The following is a 14,567-nucleotide window of genomic DNA, read 5'->3' as shown; positions in this document are numbered from 1 at the left end:
GCCCCGGCAAGCCGTCTTGCGGAAACGCCCGATATACCCTATACCCCTATAAGTTATGGCACATGTCACCACCAGCAAGGAAAAGATCGTCGCGCGCGTCCGCCGCATCGCGGGGCAGGTCGCGGCGATCGAGCGATCGGTGACGGCGGATGCCGATTGTGCCGAGACGCTTCATCTGGTGGCGGCGGTACGGGGTGCGGTGGCCGGGTTGATGGACGAGCTGGTCGAGGATCATCTCCACGCCCATGTCGCCGCCCCCGATCTGGGCGACGCCGAGCGGACCGCCGCCGCCGCCGAGTTGGCCAAGCTGCTCCGCCGCCATTTCCGCTGAGTTTCCATCCCGTGACCCGATGCTGCCGAAGGACCCGACCGTGACCGCCCACAGCCATGATTATCTGGGCCATGCCCATGACGAGAATGCCCGGCGGACGCGGGCGGTCGTCTGGCTGTCGGCCGGAATGATGGTCGCGGAGATCGTCGCGGGCTATCTGACCGGATCGATGGCGTTGCTGGCGGACGGCTTTCACATGGCGACGCATGTCGGCGCGCTGGGGATCGCCGCGCTCGCCTATTCCTATGCCAAGAAGCATGTCGCCAATCCCCGTTACAGCTGGGGCACGGGCAAGGTCGGCGAACTGGCGGGGTTCGGATCGGCCATGGTGCTGGGCATCGTGTCGCTGGGCATCGGCTATGAATCCGTCGTGCGGCTGGGCGATCCGCATCCGGTCGCGTTTCGCGATGCCATATTGGTCGCGGTGCTGGGCCTGGCGATCAACCTGATCAGCGCGTGGATGCTGGCCGGTGGCCACGGGCATGATCACGGGCACGGGCACAGCCATGGGCATGGGCATGACCATGGCCATCATCATGGGCATCCTCACGACCATACGCATGACCGGCATGGCGGCGACACCAATATGCGCGCGGCCTATATCCATATCCTTGCCGATGCGCTGACCTCGGTCATGGCGATCGTCGCGCTGGTCGCGGGCCGATATCTGGGTTGGGTCTGGCTCGACCCGGCGGTGGGCCTGTTGGGCGCGCTGGTCATTGCCAACTGGGCGGTCGGGCTGATGCGGCAGGCCTCCGCCGTGCTGCTCGACGCCGCCGATCCCAGGCTGGCCGCCGAAGTGCGCGAGCGGATCGAGGCGTCCGGCGATACGCGCATCCATGACTTCCATATCTGGCGGATCGGCCCGACCGCCCATGCCGTCGTCCTGTCGATCGAGGGGATCGGCACCACGCTGGACTGTGCGGAAGTCCATCGCCGCCTGGATGGCATGCCCGCGGTCGGCCATGTGACCATCGAAATCCGGTAACGCTTCGTTGAAGCCATTCTGCTAAAGCGCTGTCCATGCGCCCCTTGCAGCTTCTGGCCGGTGCGATCCTGATCGGCGCCCTGGGTGGCGGTGTGATGCTGATCCGGCATTCCGCCGATGCGGACGCCACGCGGGCGAAGGTCGCGGCGGCGCCAAAAGCGGCGGCTACCCGTTCCCCCGCCCCCTCTCCCGGCCCAAGCCCCTCGCCCGCGCCTTTCGTCGTGCGCCGCATTCTCGACCTGAAGGCGCCGCTGCACCATGGCGACTTTGTGTGGGACGAGAGTGGCGCGCCGCAGGGACCGGTGGTGATTACCGTCGACCTCGCCGCGCAGGTCGTGTCGATCTTTCGCGACGGCTATGAGATCGGCACGGCGGCGATCATCTATGGCGCGGACAATATGCCGACTCCGCTCGGCGTCTTTCCCATCTTGGAGAAGGACGCCGACCATGTGTCCAACCTCTATGATGCGCCCATGCCCTATATGTTGCGGCTGACCCGCGACGGTGTGGCGATCCATGGCAGCGATGTCCGCTATGGCTATGCGACCCATGGCTGCGTCGGCGTGCCCACCGCCTTTGCGCGCAAATTGTTCGCCGCGACGCGGATCGGCGACCGGGTGATCGTTACCAATGGCAAGCAGCTCGCCATGGGACAGAGCATCGTCGGGTAAAACGCATTCCCCGCACAGGCACCATTGGATCACAGCTATTTCAATGGCTTGCGCCCAATACCTCTGGTTAGAAACCAAAACGCGACACGAAATCCGCGCAACTGGCGATGCACCGCCCCTAGCGTTAGCTCATAGGCCATAATGCGAGTCATTTGCATTTTTCCATTGAGAATTGCACCTTAGCGCCTTATTGCGAGTGATAGGCAATAGATGAAAGGGGTCATATGCTTCTGGCGCTCGCCGTAATGGCTGCGATCGGGGAACCCGGGGAAAAGGCTGACGAAAAGACCGAACAGCGCGACATCGTCGTGACGGCGACCCGCGCGCCGATCGAGGCGCAGGATGCGCCGGTCACCATCTCGGTCAAACGCGCCGAGACCATCGCCGACGAACTGGCGACCGACATCAAGGATCTGGTCCGCTTCGAACCGGGCGTCAGCGTCCGCCGCGCGCCCACCCGCTTCGGCGCCGCATCGGGATCGACCGGACGAGCGGGCAATGAAGGCTTCGTCATCCGCGGCATCGGCGGCAACCGCGTGCTGATCCAGGTCGACGGCGTACGCGTGCCCTACGGCTTCAGCTTCGGGGCGCAGGATGCCGGGCGCGGCGACTATGTCGATATCGGTCTGATCAAGTCGGTCGAGTTCCTGCGCGGCCCCGCCTCGGCGCTCTATGGCAGCGACGGGCTGGCGGGTGCGGTCAGCTTCGTCACCAGCGACCCCGCCGATATTCTGGGCGACAAATCCTTCGGCGGATCGCTGCGCACCCAGTATAATTCGGCGGACGAGGAGTTCACCCAGTCGGGCATCGTCGCGGGTCGATCGGGCGCGGTGTCGGCCATGCTCGCCTATACCCGGCGCGACTTTTCCGAACTGAAGAACCGGGGCGATGTCGAGGGCACCGGCGTTACCCGCACCGCGCCCAATCCGCAGGACGGCCATTCCAATGCCCTGCTGGGCAAGCTGGTCTGGAACGTCGCGCCGGGCCACCGCCTGCGCGCGACCGGCGAGTATCTCGGCAACCGCGTCGCCACCGACGTGCTCACCGGGATCAGCACCAGCGTCGCCGGGTTGCAGGCCCGCGACACCGCCGAGCGCTGGCGCGGCACGCTCGACTGGACCTATGACGGGACCGGCCTGATCGAGTTTGCGCGCGCCGCCGCCTATGTCCAGAATGCCGAGGATCGCCAGTTCAGCGCCGAGGACCGCCGGACGCTGGCCGACCGCACCCGGCTCAACACGCTGGAGAACCGGGTCTATGGCGGCTCGGGCGAGGTCCGGCTCGGCTTCTCGACGGGGGCGATCACCCACCGGCTGGTGACGGGCGCGGATGTCAGCGTGCTGCGCCAGCGGGGCGTCCGCGACGGCACCGTGCCGCCTTCGGGCGAGACTTTCCCGACCCGTGCCTTTCCGACGACCGACTTCACCCTGGCCGGGGCCTTTGTTGGGGACGCGATCGGCATCGGGCCGGTGACGCTGCACCCGGCGCTGCGCTATGACTGGTATCGCCTGTCGCCCCGGCGCGATCCCCTGTTGCCGCAATTCACCGGCGCCGGGCAATCCGCCGACCGGGTCAGCCCGCGCATCGGCGCGGTCGTCACGCTCACCCCCATGGTGCGACTGTTCGCCAGCTATGCCCGTGGCTTCCGCGCGCCCGAGCCGGGGCAGATCAACCAGTTCTTCTCCAACCTCGCCTTCGGCTATACCTCGATCCCCAATCCGAACCTTCGCCCGGAAACGAGCGAGGCGGTCGAGGCCGGATTGCGGCTGAACAGCGATGCCGTGGACCTGTCGGCAAGCGTCTTCCGCGCCGATTACCGCGACTTCATCAGCCAGGAGGTGGTGGGCGGCCGCTTCACCCCCAGCGATCCCGCGCTGTACCAATTCATCAATCTCGACCGCGCGAGCGTGAAGGGCGCCGAAGCCCGGTTCGAGGGGCGGGCCCGCAACGGCCTGACCGGCCAGCTCGCCATTTCCTATTCGCAAGGGGACCAGATCGCTGCCGACGGCACCCGCAAGCCGCTGGCGACGATAGACCCGCTCAAGCTGGTGATGGGGGTGGGCTGGCGCGAACCCGGCCAGGGGCGCTTCGGCGGTCAGGTCGTGATGACCCACAGCGCGCAAAAGGCGGCGCGGGACACCACCGGCCTGTGCTCCACCACATGCTTCCGACCGGCCGCCTTCACAATCCTCGACGCGACGCTGTTCGCGAAGCTGACCGACACGCTGACCATGCGCGCGGGCATCTTCAACCTGACCAACGCCACCTATGCCTGGTGGTCCGATGTGCGCGGCCTGTCGGTGCCGCGCCCCCTCCCCACCGGCGCCGCCGATGTGCCCCCCGCCGCCTTCACCCAGCCGGGGCGCAACGCCAGCGCGTCGCTCTCCTTGCGCTTCTGAAAGGACTGACCCGATGATGAACCGTCCGATGTTGATGCTGGCCGCGCTCGCGCTGCTCCCCGTTCCCGCCCATGCCGATGGCCCGGTGAAGCAGACCATGGCCGAGGCCCAGGCCGCCAAGGCCGCCGACCGGGCCGAGATCCTGGCGATGGCGGGCGATTACAAGGTCCGCTTCGACATGCAGGAAACCACGCCATGGGCGGCGGACTATGTTCCGTTGGAGCGCAAGATTTCCGGCGGGAACGAAGTGGTCCGCGTGATCGAGGACACGCCCGACCATATCGCGCTCCAGCATCTTCTGGTTGTCGAGCATGGCGGCAAGACCCATGTCATCAAGCATTGGCGGCAGGATTGGGATTATCAACCGTCCCGCGTGCTGGTCTATGCGGGACCGGGCCGATGGGTGTGGGAGGCCGTGCCCGAGCGGATGCGCGCCGGACGCTGGTCGCAGACCGTCTATCAGGTCGACGACAGCCCGCGCTATGCCGGATGGGGCCAGTTCGAGACGCAAGCCGGCATCCGGCGCTGGCGGTCGAACTGGACCTGGCGCCCCCTCGCCCGCCGCGATGCGGTCCGCCATCCGGTCTATGACCGCTATTATGCGATCAACCGGCACCAGCCGACCCCGACCGGTTGGATCCATTGGCAGGACAATACGAAGATGGGGCTGAAGGACGGCAAGCTCGTCCCCATCGTCCAGGAATCGGTGCTGAACAGCTATGAGCGCTTCGACGGCTATGACGTGAAGGCCGCCGACACCTATTGGGCGAAGACCAGCGCCTATTGGGCAGCGGTGCGGGCCGCATGGCAACGGGTCGCCGAGACGAAGGGCGGGATCGCGATCCAGGAAGAGCCCGAAACCGGCACCGTAATCAGCGGCCGACTGCTGACGATCGCCGACGAGATCCAGTCGGGCAAGATCACCAACGCCGCCGGAACGGCCGAGGCCATCGCGCTGATCGATGGGCATACGAAGCGGATCGGGTGATCGGCTGACGGATTTCGGGATCGTTCGCAATCGGCCATAAATCACGACCCGCCGGTTTGCCGACCGGCGGGTCGAACGGCTTGATGACGTGACTTTTGTCGGCCCAAGCGTGTGGCGTTGAATTTGGGGGGGGGGCAGGGCCGCGTTGCAGCGATCATCATCCGGCGATCGAAAATCTGCCGAGCAGGACCATTCCTATCAGAATGGAGCGGGTGAAGGGAATCGAACCCTCGTCGTAAGCTTGGGAAGCTTCTGCTCTACCATTGAGCTACACCCGCATCGCGTAGAGTTTACTGGAAAAACCACGCTTTGCCGTTCGTCGTTCCAACTTCCATTCCGTTGGAATTCCGACATGGTGTAAGCCCACTATAAAAGTGCGCCTCCCTTGGCAAGCACCCGGATGTCGTTTTCTTCATTCCGTCATTGCGCCGCGGTGCCGGTTTCGTCACGCCGCCCCGCCTTGGCGGGCGGATTGCGCTTCGGCAGGGTGCGCAGATAGAGGATACGCACGACGCACAGGGCCAGTGCGGTCCCGACAGCCGAAATGCCTGCGCCGATCAGGCCGAACAGCCAGAGGCTGAGCGAACTGAGAAGCACCGTCAGCAGCACGCCGCCGACATTGGTGATGGCATAGACGCGATCCTTGCCCGCGCTGGTCAGTCCGACGCTCAGCAGGTCGCCACAGGCTCGCAGGACCGCCGCGATCAGCATGAGGATCAGCAACGGGCGCGCCACCGGGAATCGTCCCGGTGGCGCGAAGCGGATGATTGCCTCGGTCGCCAGGAAGATAACGACGCTCAGGACGGCGGCGAACGCCAGGACCTTGAGAACCTCCCGACGCAACGCCGCCAACCACTCGTCCATCCCGCGCTGGCGCAGCACCAGCACCATCCGGGGCAATGCCAGCTGGACGACCGCGGTGCTCAACAGCGTGTAGAGCGCATTGGTGATCGACCAGTAGAAGCTGTAGATGCCGGTCGCCGCGAGCCCCAGCATGGCGTTCAGGATGAAACGATCGGCATAGCTGAGGCCGACGAGCCCCAGGTCGCTGAGGTAGATATACCATCCGTTACGGATGCGCAGCCACATCCCCGCGCGGTCGAGCCGCTTGGAAAGCGCGGCGCGCACCGGCCAGTGGCGCAGAAAGACGAACAGCAGGGCGATCGCCATGAAATGACTGACGATCCAGCTCGCGAACACGGTTTCCAGATTGCGGAACGTCGGCGACACCATGCCCAGCCCCACCGCCACCGGAATCCAGAGGGCGGACCGCACAAGCACCAGAATATTGGCCTGCAAGGCCATCTGAAGCCCGACCAGCGGCATATACACGTCAAGCGCCAAGGTTTCGAGCCACAGGAGCGCGAGGATCAGCATATAGACGGTCGAAACCCCGCCGGTCTGCGCGACAATCACGGGAATGGCGACGGCCGTGCCCAGGGCCAGCGATACCAGCGTCACGGTCAGGCGATCGCGCACCAGCGGCGCGGCCCCATCCGGGGTCATGCCGACGACATCGCGCGACACGAAATAGTTCAGTCCCCAGCCCAGCAAGGCCGGCACGATGCCGATCGCGCCGATCGCCAGGCCATAGACGCCGGCCGCCTCCAATCCGAGATAGCTGACCACGTAAAAGGACAGCGCGAAGCGGAAGAACAGCGTTGCCGCACGGATTCCCATGCTGACGAAACCGCTGCGCATCAGGCGAGAAAGGAGTGCGGCCATTCGTTCGGGACCTATCCTGTTTCTGCCGTCCTGACCACGGGGATTGCACTCCGGGACATGACGTTCGGGCGTGAAGGGCCACCGTCTCGCAGACGGGCCGCTGGCCGGACCGGGACGTTGATGCAGCGCAGCATGATGTCCCAATGCGGGAAGAGGGTGCCGCTGCGCAAGGGTTAAAAAAGGGACAATCTGTCCCTCAAATAATGGCGATCGGCATATACCCCGGCATATTGCATGCGCTAAGGCATTTGACGGAATGGGTTTCGTCGCACAGCGGAGGCAGACCCGTCTTGTGGTGTTACGAAGCGGGAGAGTGAACTCTGATGCGTTCCCAACGGGTCGATTCACTACAGGTCCTGCGCTTCGTCGCAGCATTCCTGGTCTTGTGCGGTCACGCGCAGCAGGCGCTGGTCAAGCTGACCGGCGGCACCCCCCGCCCCTGGTCGGTCATTCCCCTCGATTGGGGTCTGGGCGTCGACATCTTCTTCGTCATCTCGGGTTTCGTCATGTATTATATGATGCATGATCGGTTCGGGGTGCCGGGCGTCGCCGCCGACTTCTTGCGCCGCCGGGTCATTCGGGTAGTGCCGCTCTATTACCTGTTCACCACGCTCACCCTGGTCATGGGGCTGGTGCTGCACGTGCCGCTGCCCAGCACGATACGGATCGTCTTCTCCTATCTGTTCCTGCCGGGACCGACCTGCGATCTCTATTGCACGCCGCTGCTGACGCTGGGATGGACGCTCAATTACGAGATGATGTTCTATCTGGTGTTTGCCGCGGGATTGCTGCTGCCCTATCGGCGGGGACTGATGCTGATCGTCGGCATTCTGCTGCTCCTGATCGCAATCGCCGCGCCCACGCCGCCCGATTGGCGCATGATCCGTTTCTGGGGCCTGCCGATCACCCTGGAGTTCGTGGCGGGCATGGGAGTGGCGCATATGTTCCTGCGCGGCATGGCGATTCCCCGCGCTCTGGCGTGGACGATCGTCGGCGCCGGATTTGCACTGGCGGTGCTATTCTATCAGATCGGGGCCTATGACACGATCGGCCGACCCTTTACCGGGGGGCTGCCCGCCGTGATGATCGTCACCGCTTCGGTTCTGGGGCTCGAGCCACGGCGGCGGACGCGCTGGATAGGCTGGCTGATCGCGGGCGGGAACGCGTCCTATGCGCTGTATCTTTCCCACCCGTTCGCGATCCATGTCGGCGAGATCCTGGACGCGCGGCTGGGATTGTCGGCGCGGTCGCCGGCGCTGTTCCTGGCGATGGTCATTCTCGGCGCCTTGATCGGATCGGCGATCGTTCATGTCGGTATCGAAAAACCGATGCTGCGATGGCTGAACCGTCGCTGGAGCCGCGAAGGCAGCACCGGGCGCGGCGACGGCCAGCCCGCCCCCGGCCGATCGGGCATCATCGTAGAAGCTGAAACGGGAGTTCGGTAAATGGCGACGACCATCGGCGAAATCCTGCCAGTACGGCGCTGGCGTTCCGCCCCATCGCGCAAGACGACCGAAGCGCCGATCATCGGCGAGCGCGCCTATCTGCTGATCCTGGCGGTGGCGTTCATGTTCTTCTTCCGGGATACGCTGACCAGCTCGCTACGCTATTACCTGTCGCTGGTTCACCTGAGCGCGGCCTGGTTCATCCCCGACCTGTTCAGCCTGTTCATCTTCTTCTATTTCGCATGGCGTGTCGCATGGCAGCGCCGGTCGCCCTATGCGATCCTGCTCACCTGTTCCTTCCTGTTCTCGACGATCGTCGGCCTCGTGTTCATGCAGTCGACGGTGTTCGCCTTCGTGTCGTCGATCAAGCTGTTCCTGCCCTTCTTCGTGGGGGCGGTCATGGTCGATCGCTCGCTGACGGCAACATGGCCCGCACGGTGGGCGCTCACCGCCCTGTTCGTCGCGTCGACCATCGGCCTGCTGATATCCCCCTATGTGGATTTTCCCTGGCTGGGACAGAATCTCGACAATTTCGGCGCGGTCAAACAGGTCGGCAAAATCTGGTGGACGGGCGGCAAAATCCGATACGGGGGATTCGCCGGAGAATCGACCATGGCCGCCTATATGGCGGTTATCCCCTATATCGTCATGCACCGCCATTTTCCGCGGATGGTCAACTTCGCGCTGTGGATCCCGCTCTATATCGCGGTGGAGCTCTCGACGAGCAAAACCGCTCTGTTGACCCTCATCGCTTTCTCTGCGATTTATATTGCGGTAGAAATTCAAAGGGATCGCGAACTGCGGGTCGCCCAGTTTCTGGCTCGCGCCTCCTATCTGACCATTCCAATCCCGTTCATCCTTATGCCGCTGATGGGCGGCATGGACCTGACGAAGATCAGCCCCGTCCTTTTCAGCATGCAGGACCGGATCAGCCGCACATGGATCTTCCCCTTCACCTGGCTGGCGGAAAACGCACCGGCGGCGATCTTCGCCGGGTGCGGCCTGGGCTGTTTCACCTATCCGATGGAATATACCAAATTAGGTTATCTTATTGTTCCAGTTGACAATTTCTACGTAGCAACCTTTATCATGATGGGGCTGCCGTTTTTGGTTTTCGTCATCGGATCCTATTTCACGATCGGCAAGAATCAAAGTATCGAAAAGCTTTTGTTGCTGACCACGCTGAATTTTTATGCGGTCACGGTGCAATGTTACGGTCCTTCGACTGCAACCTTGTTCCTGGGATATGCGTTTAGCAATATGTTCATCAGCGGTGACAGATGGAAAAGGAGTTGGCGTGGTTCTGGTAAGGCTGATACCTCTTCGGATTTTGCCGGACAGACGTAGTATGTATTTCCGGCGGCGAGCCGATTGATGCAAAAGCCGCGACTTGACTGGATCGACGCCGGGCGTGGATTTTGTGGCGTGGGCGTGGTTTTATACCATGTCTGCGACTGGTTTTCCGAATTCTCGCCCGACCGTTTCCTGCTGCAAGATGTCGCGCTGGCATTGGCGCCTCTTCGGATGCCCTTGTTCTTCCTGATCTCGGGCATCCTGTCGCAGAACATCCACAAGGCTCCGGTCGAGAAGCGCGACGCCCGCATCGTCGGCCTGTTGTTCATCTACCTCTTCTGGTCCTGCATATTATTCTCGCGCAGCTTCCTGATCACGTTGGCGACCGGTGAGACGGCCCCGACGGTCGGTGAATTCCTGACGGCCCTGGCCATTCCGACCATCTACTGGTTTCTGCTGTGCCTGCCGCTGTTCAACGTGCTGATCATCCTGTGCAAGAACCGGATCGGGCCTCATCCCTGGCCGGTGCTCCTCGTCGCATTGGCGATGGCGCTGCTATCCAATGTCGCGCAACAGCGTGTCGAACCGATGGTGACGAACACGTTCGGGCACGTTCAGGTCGGACCGATCCTGTTCAATTTCATCTGGTTCGCGCTGGGCGCCTATTTCGGCGAGATCTACAAACGGATCGTTCAGCAGGCGAACGGGATGCGTCTGCTCATGACGGGCCTGTTGTGCGCGCTCGTCATCTGGGCGAGCTGGGGGTCAGACGCCGCCGGTGTTCGGCTTATCAAGTCCGTACTATTGCTGTGGTTCTTCGCCAATTTGCTGGGCATGATCCCCGGCCGACTGGCGATCATGCGGATTTTCAAATCGGTCGGCAAACAGACCCTGCCGCTCTACATCTTCCACATTCTGATCATCGCCGGAGTCGGCGGACTGATCCGCATCATGGCGCCGCCGCTGGACGCGATCCATCAATCGTCGATCGTGGCGAATGGAGTCATCCTCGGGATCACCGTCTTCCTCACGGTGATATGCGTCGTGGCGGGCCAGTGGTTGAGCAACAGCCGATTTTCCTGGCTGATCGTGCCGCGCTATTGGGGGCGGGCGCCGCGAGCGGAAAGGCGGGAAGCCGTTTAGGCCCCCGCCCCACCCCCTACCGCTCCCGCGCCGCTTCGGATACGTCGCGGCTGACCGGGTCGATCAGATATTCGATCAGGCGCCGCTGACCGGTGCGGATGTCCGCCGTGGCGCTCAGGCCCGGGGTCAGCGGCACCTGCCGCCCGTCCACCCCGATCGTCCGCCGGTCGAGCGCGATGCGGGCCAGATAATAGGGCGCGCTTTTCTCCTCGGTCACCGCATCGCGGCTGACCGACAGGATATGGCCCGGCACCGTGCCGTAGCGGGTGAAGGGATAAGCCTCCAGCTTCACCGCGACCGACTGTCCCGCGCGGACGAAGCCGATGTCGCGGTTAAGGAGCTTGGCCTCCACTGTGACCTGTCCGTTGGGCACCACGACCATCAACGGCCGGACCGATTCGACCACGCCGCCCAGCGTATGGACACTCAACTGCTGCACCGTGCCGTCGACCGGCGCGGTCAGCCGCTGCATCCGGCTGTGCTGGCGTGCCTTGGTCAGTTCCTCGCGGCGCTGCATCGCCTCGGTCTGCGCCTTGGACAGGTCGGACAGCGCGATCTGGCGCGCCTGCTCGCGCGAACGGGCCAGTTCCTCGGCATAGCGCCCGGCTTCCGACAGGCCACGTGAGCGCTGCGCCGCGGCGACGTTGCGGTTGCCCGCCTCGGCCCGCTGCTGACGTTGCATCTCCAGCACGCGCATGCCCGATGCATAGCCGCGCTGGGCCAGCGTCTCGACCGCCTGGACCTGCCGGTCGAGCAGCGGCTGGTTGGCGGCGTAGGTGCGCATCTGCTGCGCCGCCGCCTCGGCATCCGACAAAGCGGAGCGCCGCGCCGCCGCCAGGCCCGCCTCGGTCGCGCGAGCACCGGCGATCTGCGCGGCGACCAGGCGGCGCTGGGTCGCCGCGACATCGGCGGGCGTCCCCTCGGGCGCGGTGAAGACCCCTGCCCCGCCGCTCAGGCCGTCGACGATCGCGGCATTGCGCGCGACATCGATCTCGGCCGCGAGCAGCGCCTGACGCGCCTGGGCCTCGTCGGCGCTCGACAGCGTCGGGTCCAGATCGACGAGCGGCTGGCCGCGTCGGACCACATCGCCCTCATGCACCCAGATGCGCCGGACGATGCCGCCGGTCGCCGACTGGACGAGCTTGACCGACTCCGCCGGGACCGTCCGCCCCTGTGCCGAGGCGACGACATCGACCTTGCCCAGCACCAGCCAGCCGCCGGTCAGCGCCAGACCGCCCATCAACAGCCAGGCGGTGATCCGCGCAGTCGGCGATACCGGCCGCTCGATCACCTCCAGCGCGGCGGGCAGGAAGCTGTGTTCGAGCGGGCGGGCCGCCCCGCGCCGTTCGGCACGATCCTCGGACCATGCGGTGCGAAAGAGCGCCCAGTTCTGCGCCAGCGTGCTCATGATGCAATTCCATACAGGACGCCCATCTGGCGTCGGTGAAGATCGGCATAGCGCCCGCCGGTGGCGAGCAGTTCGTCATGCGAGCCCGTCTCGACCAGCCGCCCGCGCTCCAGCGCGACGATGCGGTCGCATTGGCGGATCGCGGACAGGCGGTGGGCGATGATGATGACGGTACGCCCCGCCGCCATGCGCTTGAGATTGGTCTGGATGATCTCCTCGCTCTCGGCGTCGAGCGCGGAGGTCGCCTCGTCGAAGATCAGGATGCGCGGACGGTTGATGAGCGCACGGGCGATCGCAAGCCGCTGACGCTGGCCACCCGACAGGTTGGCGCCGCGCTCCTCGATCATCGTGTCATAGCCTTGCGGCAGCCGCGTGATGAACTCGTGTGCGCCCGCCAGCTCGGCGGCCTTCATCACCCGCTCCATCGGCAGCGCGGGGTTGGCGAGCGCGATATTCTCGCGCACCGTACGGTTGAACAGGATATTCTCCTGCAACACCACGCCGATCTGCCGCCGCAGCCAGGCCGGATCGATCTGCGCGACGTCGGTGCCGTCGATCAGGACGCGGCCCCCCGCCGGGACATAGAGCCGCTGGAGCAGCTTGGTCAGCGTCGACTTGCCCGAGCCCGACGACCCGACGATGCCCAGCGTCGAGCCCGCCGGAATGGCCAGGTCGATATCCTCCAGCGTCCAGGGGCCGTCATCGCCATAGCGGAAGCGAACCCGCTCGAACCGGACATCGCCACGGATCGAGGGAAGCGCGGTCTGGCTGCCGCTGCCCGGCTCGACCCGGTGGTTGAGCACGTCGCCCAGCCGGTCGACCGCGATGCGGACCTGCTGGAACTCCTGCCACAGCTGCGCCATGCGGATGACCGGACCCGACACGCGCTGCGCGAACATGTTGAAGGCGACGAGCGCGCCGACCGTCATGTCCTGCGCGATCACCGCCTGCGCCCCGAAATAGAGGATGGCGGCCAGGTTCAGCTTGGAGATCAGCTGGATCGCCTGCGACCCGCTATTGCCCAGGTCGATGACGCGCTGGTTGGCGGCGGAATAGCCCGCCAGCTTGCGCTCCCAATTGTCCTGCCATTGCGGCTCGACCGCGGCGGCCTTGACCGTCTGGATGCCCGCGATCGTCTCGACCAGAAGCGCGTTGTTCGCCGCGCCGCGCTCGAACTTGTCGTCCAGCCGGTTGCGCAGCGGCCCCGTCACCAGCACCGCGACCGCGATATAGGCGGGGATCGCGATGATGCTGATCAGGAACAGCTTGATCGAATAGAGCGCCATCACCGCCAGGAAGACCAGCGCAAAGGCCGGGTCGATCAGCACGGTCAGCGAGGCGTTGGTCAGGAATTCGCGGATCGTCTCCAGCTGGCGGACGCGCGCGGCGGTGTCGCCGACCCGGCGCTGCTCGAAATAGCCGAGCGGCAGGCGGAGCAGATGGCGGAACAGCCGCGCGCCCAGCTCGACATCGATCTTCTGGCTGGTTTCGGAATAGAGGCGGGTGCGCAGCCAGCCGAACGCGGTTTCCCAGAACGACACCGCGACGAAGCCGATCGCCAGCACCGCCAGCGTCGACATGGTGCCATGGACCAGCACCTTGTCCACCACCGTCTGGAAGAACAGGGGCGCCGCCAGGCCCAGCAGGTTGAGCGCCAGTGTCAGCAGCAGCACCTCGCCGATCAGCCGGCGATAGCGGACGATCTGGGGAATGAACCAGGAAATGTCGAAGCCGCGCTGGTTGAGGCGTGCGCTCTCGCGCGTGGCAACCAGGACCAGTTCGCCCGACCACATCGCCTCAAACTCGGCGCGGCCGATCTTCACGACCGGCGCTCCGGCCCGCTGGACCAACAGCTCGTCGCCCTGCATCCGGCCGATCAGGAACCAGCCCTCCGGGCCGTTGCCCAACACGGGCAAGGGCATGCGGCCCAGCTCCGCCCAGTCGGCACGGCGCGTCTTGGCGCGAACCCCGTCCATGCCATTGGCCAGCCGGACCAGATCGTCCCCGGTCAGGCTGTGGAAATGACCGAGGCCGTGGCGAAGCTGCTCGGGCTCGACCGCGATGCGATGGATGGCCAATAGCGCGGCGAGCGCCGTCAGCCCGCTATCGTCACGAATAGTTTTGAAATCCACTGTCGACCGTCCACCCGCTCATGGCTTGTCGGAACCGGCGGGCG

General features: G+C 64.9%; 11 protein-coding genes and 1 tRNA gene. 8 read left to right on the top strand and 4 right to left on the bottom strand.

Annotated elements, in window-relative coordinates; genetic code table 11:
- Positions 1 to 55: 55 nt before the first annotated feature.
- The 5 genes from ACFX59_RS06845 (at position 56) to ACFX59_RS06825 (ending at position 5,377) form a co-directional block, all read left to right on the top strand.
- Positions 56 to 331 (top strand): metal/formaldehyde-sensitive transcriptional repressor, encoded by a 276-nt coding sequence (locus ACFX59_RS06845; RefSeq protein ID WP_309695678.1) that lies wholly within the window; start codon positions 56 to 58, stop codon positions 329 to 331.
- A gap of 19 nt (positions 332 to 350) precedes the next feature.
- The gene (gene dmeF / locus ACFX59_RS06840) at positions 351 to 1,319 is read left to right on the top strand and encodes a CDF family Co(II)/Ni(II) efflux transporter DmeF (RefSeq protein ID WP_387430901.1); all 969 of its coding nucleotides are present in this window, start codon (positions 351 to 353) and stop codon (positions 1,317 to 1,319) included.
- A 35-nt stretch (positions 1,320 to 1,354) separates the two neighbouring features.
- On the top strand, positions 1,355 to 1,990 hold the full coding sequence (locus tag ACFX59_RS06835) for a L,D-transpeptidase family protein (protein ID WP_387430899.1): 636 nt from the start codon (positions 1,355 to 1,357) through the stop codon (positions 1,988 to 1,990).
- 245 nt (positions 1,991 to 2,235) lie between these two features.
- Positions 2,236 to 4,389 carry a TonB-dependent hemoglobin/transferrin/lactoferrin family receptor gene (locus tag ACFX59_RS06830; RefSeq protein ID WP_387430897.1) on the top strand — a complete coding sequence of 718 codons (2,154 nt, stop codon included), beginning with the start codon at positions 2,236 to 2,238 and terminating at the stop codon, positions 4,387 to 4,389.
- Positions 4,390 to 4,402: 13 nt separating this feature from the next.
- Positions 4,403 to 5,377, top strand: a complete 975-nt coding sequence (locus tag ACFX59_RS06825) for a DUF6607 family protein (protein ID WP_387430895.1) — start codon at positions 4,403 to 4,405, stop codon at positions 5,375 to 5,377.
- A 204-nt stretch (positions 5,378 to 5,581) separates the two neighbouring features.
- On the opposite strand, the gene ACFX59_RS06820 is transcribed toward ACFX59_RS06825, so the two are convergent.
- Positions 5,582 to 5,655: transfer RNA gene (locus ACFX59_RS06820), tRNA-Gly, on the bottom strand.
- 142 nt (positions 5,656 to 5,797) lie between these two features.
- Positions 5,798 to 7,102: a lipopolysaccharide biosynthesis protein gene (locus ACFX59_RS06815; RefSeq protein WP_387430893.1), complete on the bottom strand. Its 1,305-nt coding sequence runs from the start codon at positions 7,100 to 7,102 to the stop codon at positions 5,798 to 5,800.
- A 323-nt stretch (positions 7,103 to 7,425) separates the two neighbouring features.
- On the opposite strand from ACFX59_RS06815, the gene ACFX59_RS06810 reads away from it, so the two are divergent.
- From ACFX59_RS06810 to ACFX59_RS06800, 3 genes are read left to right on the top strand one after another with little or no spacing between them, the layout of a single operon-like run.
- Positions 7,426 to 8,547: an acyltransferase family protein gene (locus tag ACFX59_RS06810; RefSeq protein ID WP_387430890.1), complete on the top strand. Its 1,122-nt coding sequence runs from the start codon at positions 7,426 to 7,428 to the stop codon at positions 8,545 to 8,547.
- Entirely contained in the window at positions 8,548 to 9,894 is a 1,347-nt protein-coding gene (locus ACFX59_RS06805; RefSeq protein WP_387430888.1) for a hypothetical protein, read from the top strand.
- Between the two features lie 27 nt (positions 9,895 to 9,921).
- The gene (locus ACFX59_RS06800) at positions 9,922 to 10,983 is read left to right on the top strand and encodes an acyltransferase family protein (protein ID WP_387430886.1); all 1,062 of its coding nucleotides are present in this window, start codon (positions 9,922 to 9,924) and stop codon (positions 10,981 to 10,983) included.
- A gap of 16 nt (positions 10,984 to 10,999) precedes the next feature.
- Here ACFX59_RS06800 and ACFX59_RS06795 read toward each other — a convergent pair whose 3' ends face one another.
- Both ACFX59_RS06795 and ACFX59_RS06790 read right to left on the bottom strand, forming a co-directional pair.
- Positions 11,000 to 12,391 carry an HlyD family type I secretion periplasmic adaptor subunit gene (locus tag ACFX59_RS06795; protein WP_387430884.1) on the bottom strand — a complete coding sequence of 464 codons (1,392 nt, stop codon included), beginning with the start codon at positions 12,389 to 12,391 and terminating at the stop codon, positions 11,000 to 11,002.
- Entirely contained in the window at positions 12,388 to 14,523 is a 2,136-nt protein-coding gene (locus ACFX59_RS06790; RefSeq protein WP_387430882.1) for a type I secretion system permease/ATPase, read from the bottom strand. Before ACFX59_RS06790 ends, ACFX59_RS06795 begins: the two co-directional genes overlap by 4 nt.
- Positions 14,524 to 14,567 lie beyond the last annotated feature (44 nt).

It is taken from the genome of Sphingomonas sp. NCPPB 2930 (assembly GCF_042867205.1).
Taxonomy (GTDB): Bacteria; Pseudomonadota; Alphaproteobacteria; order Sphingomonadales; family Sphingomonadaceae; genus Sphingomonas.
The sequence above is the reverse complement of the archived record's forward strand: the minus strand, read 5'-3'. Positions and strand labels throughout refer to the sequence as shown.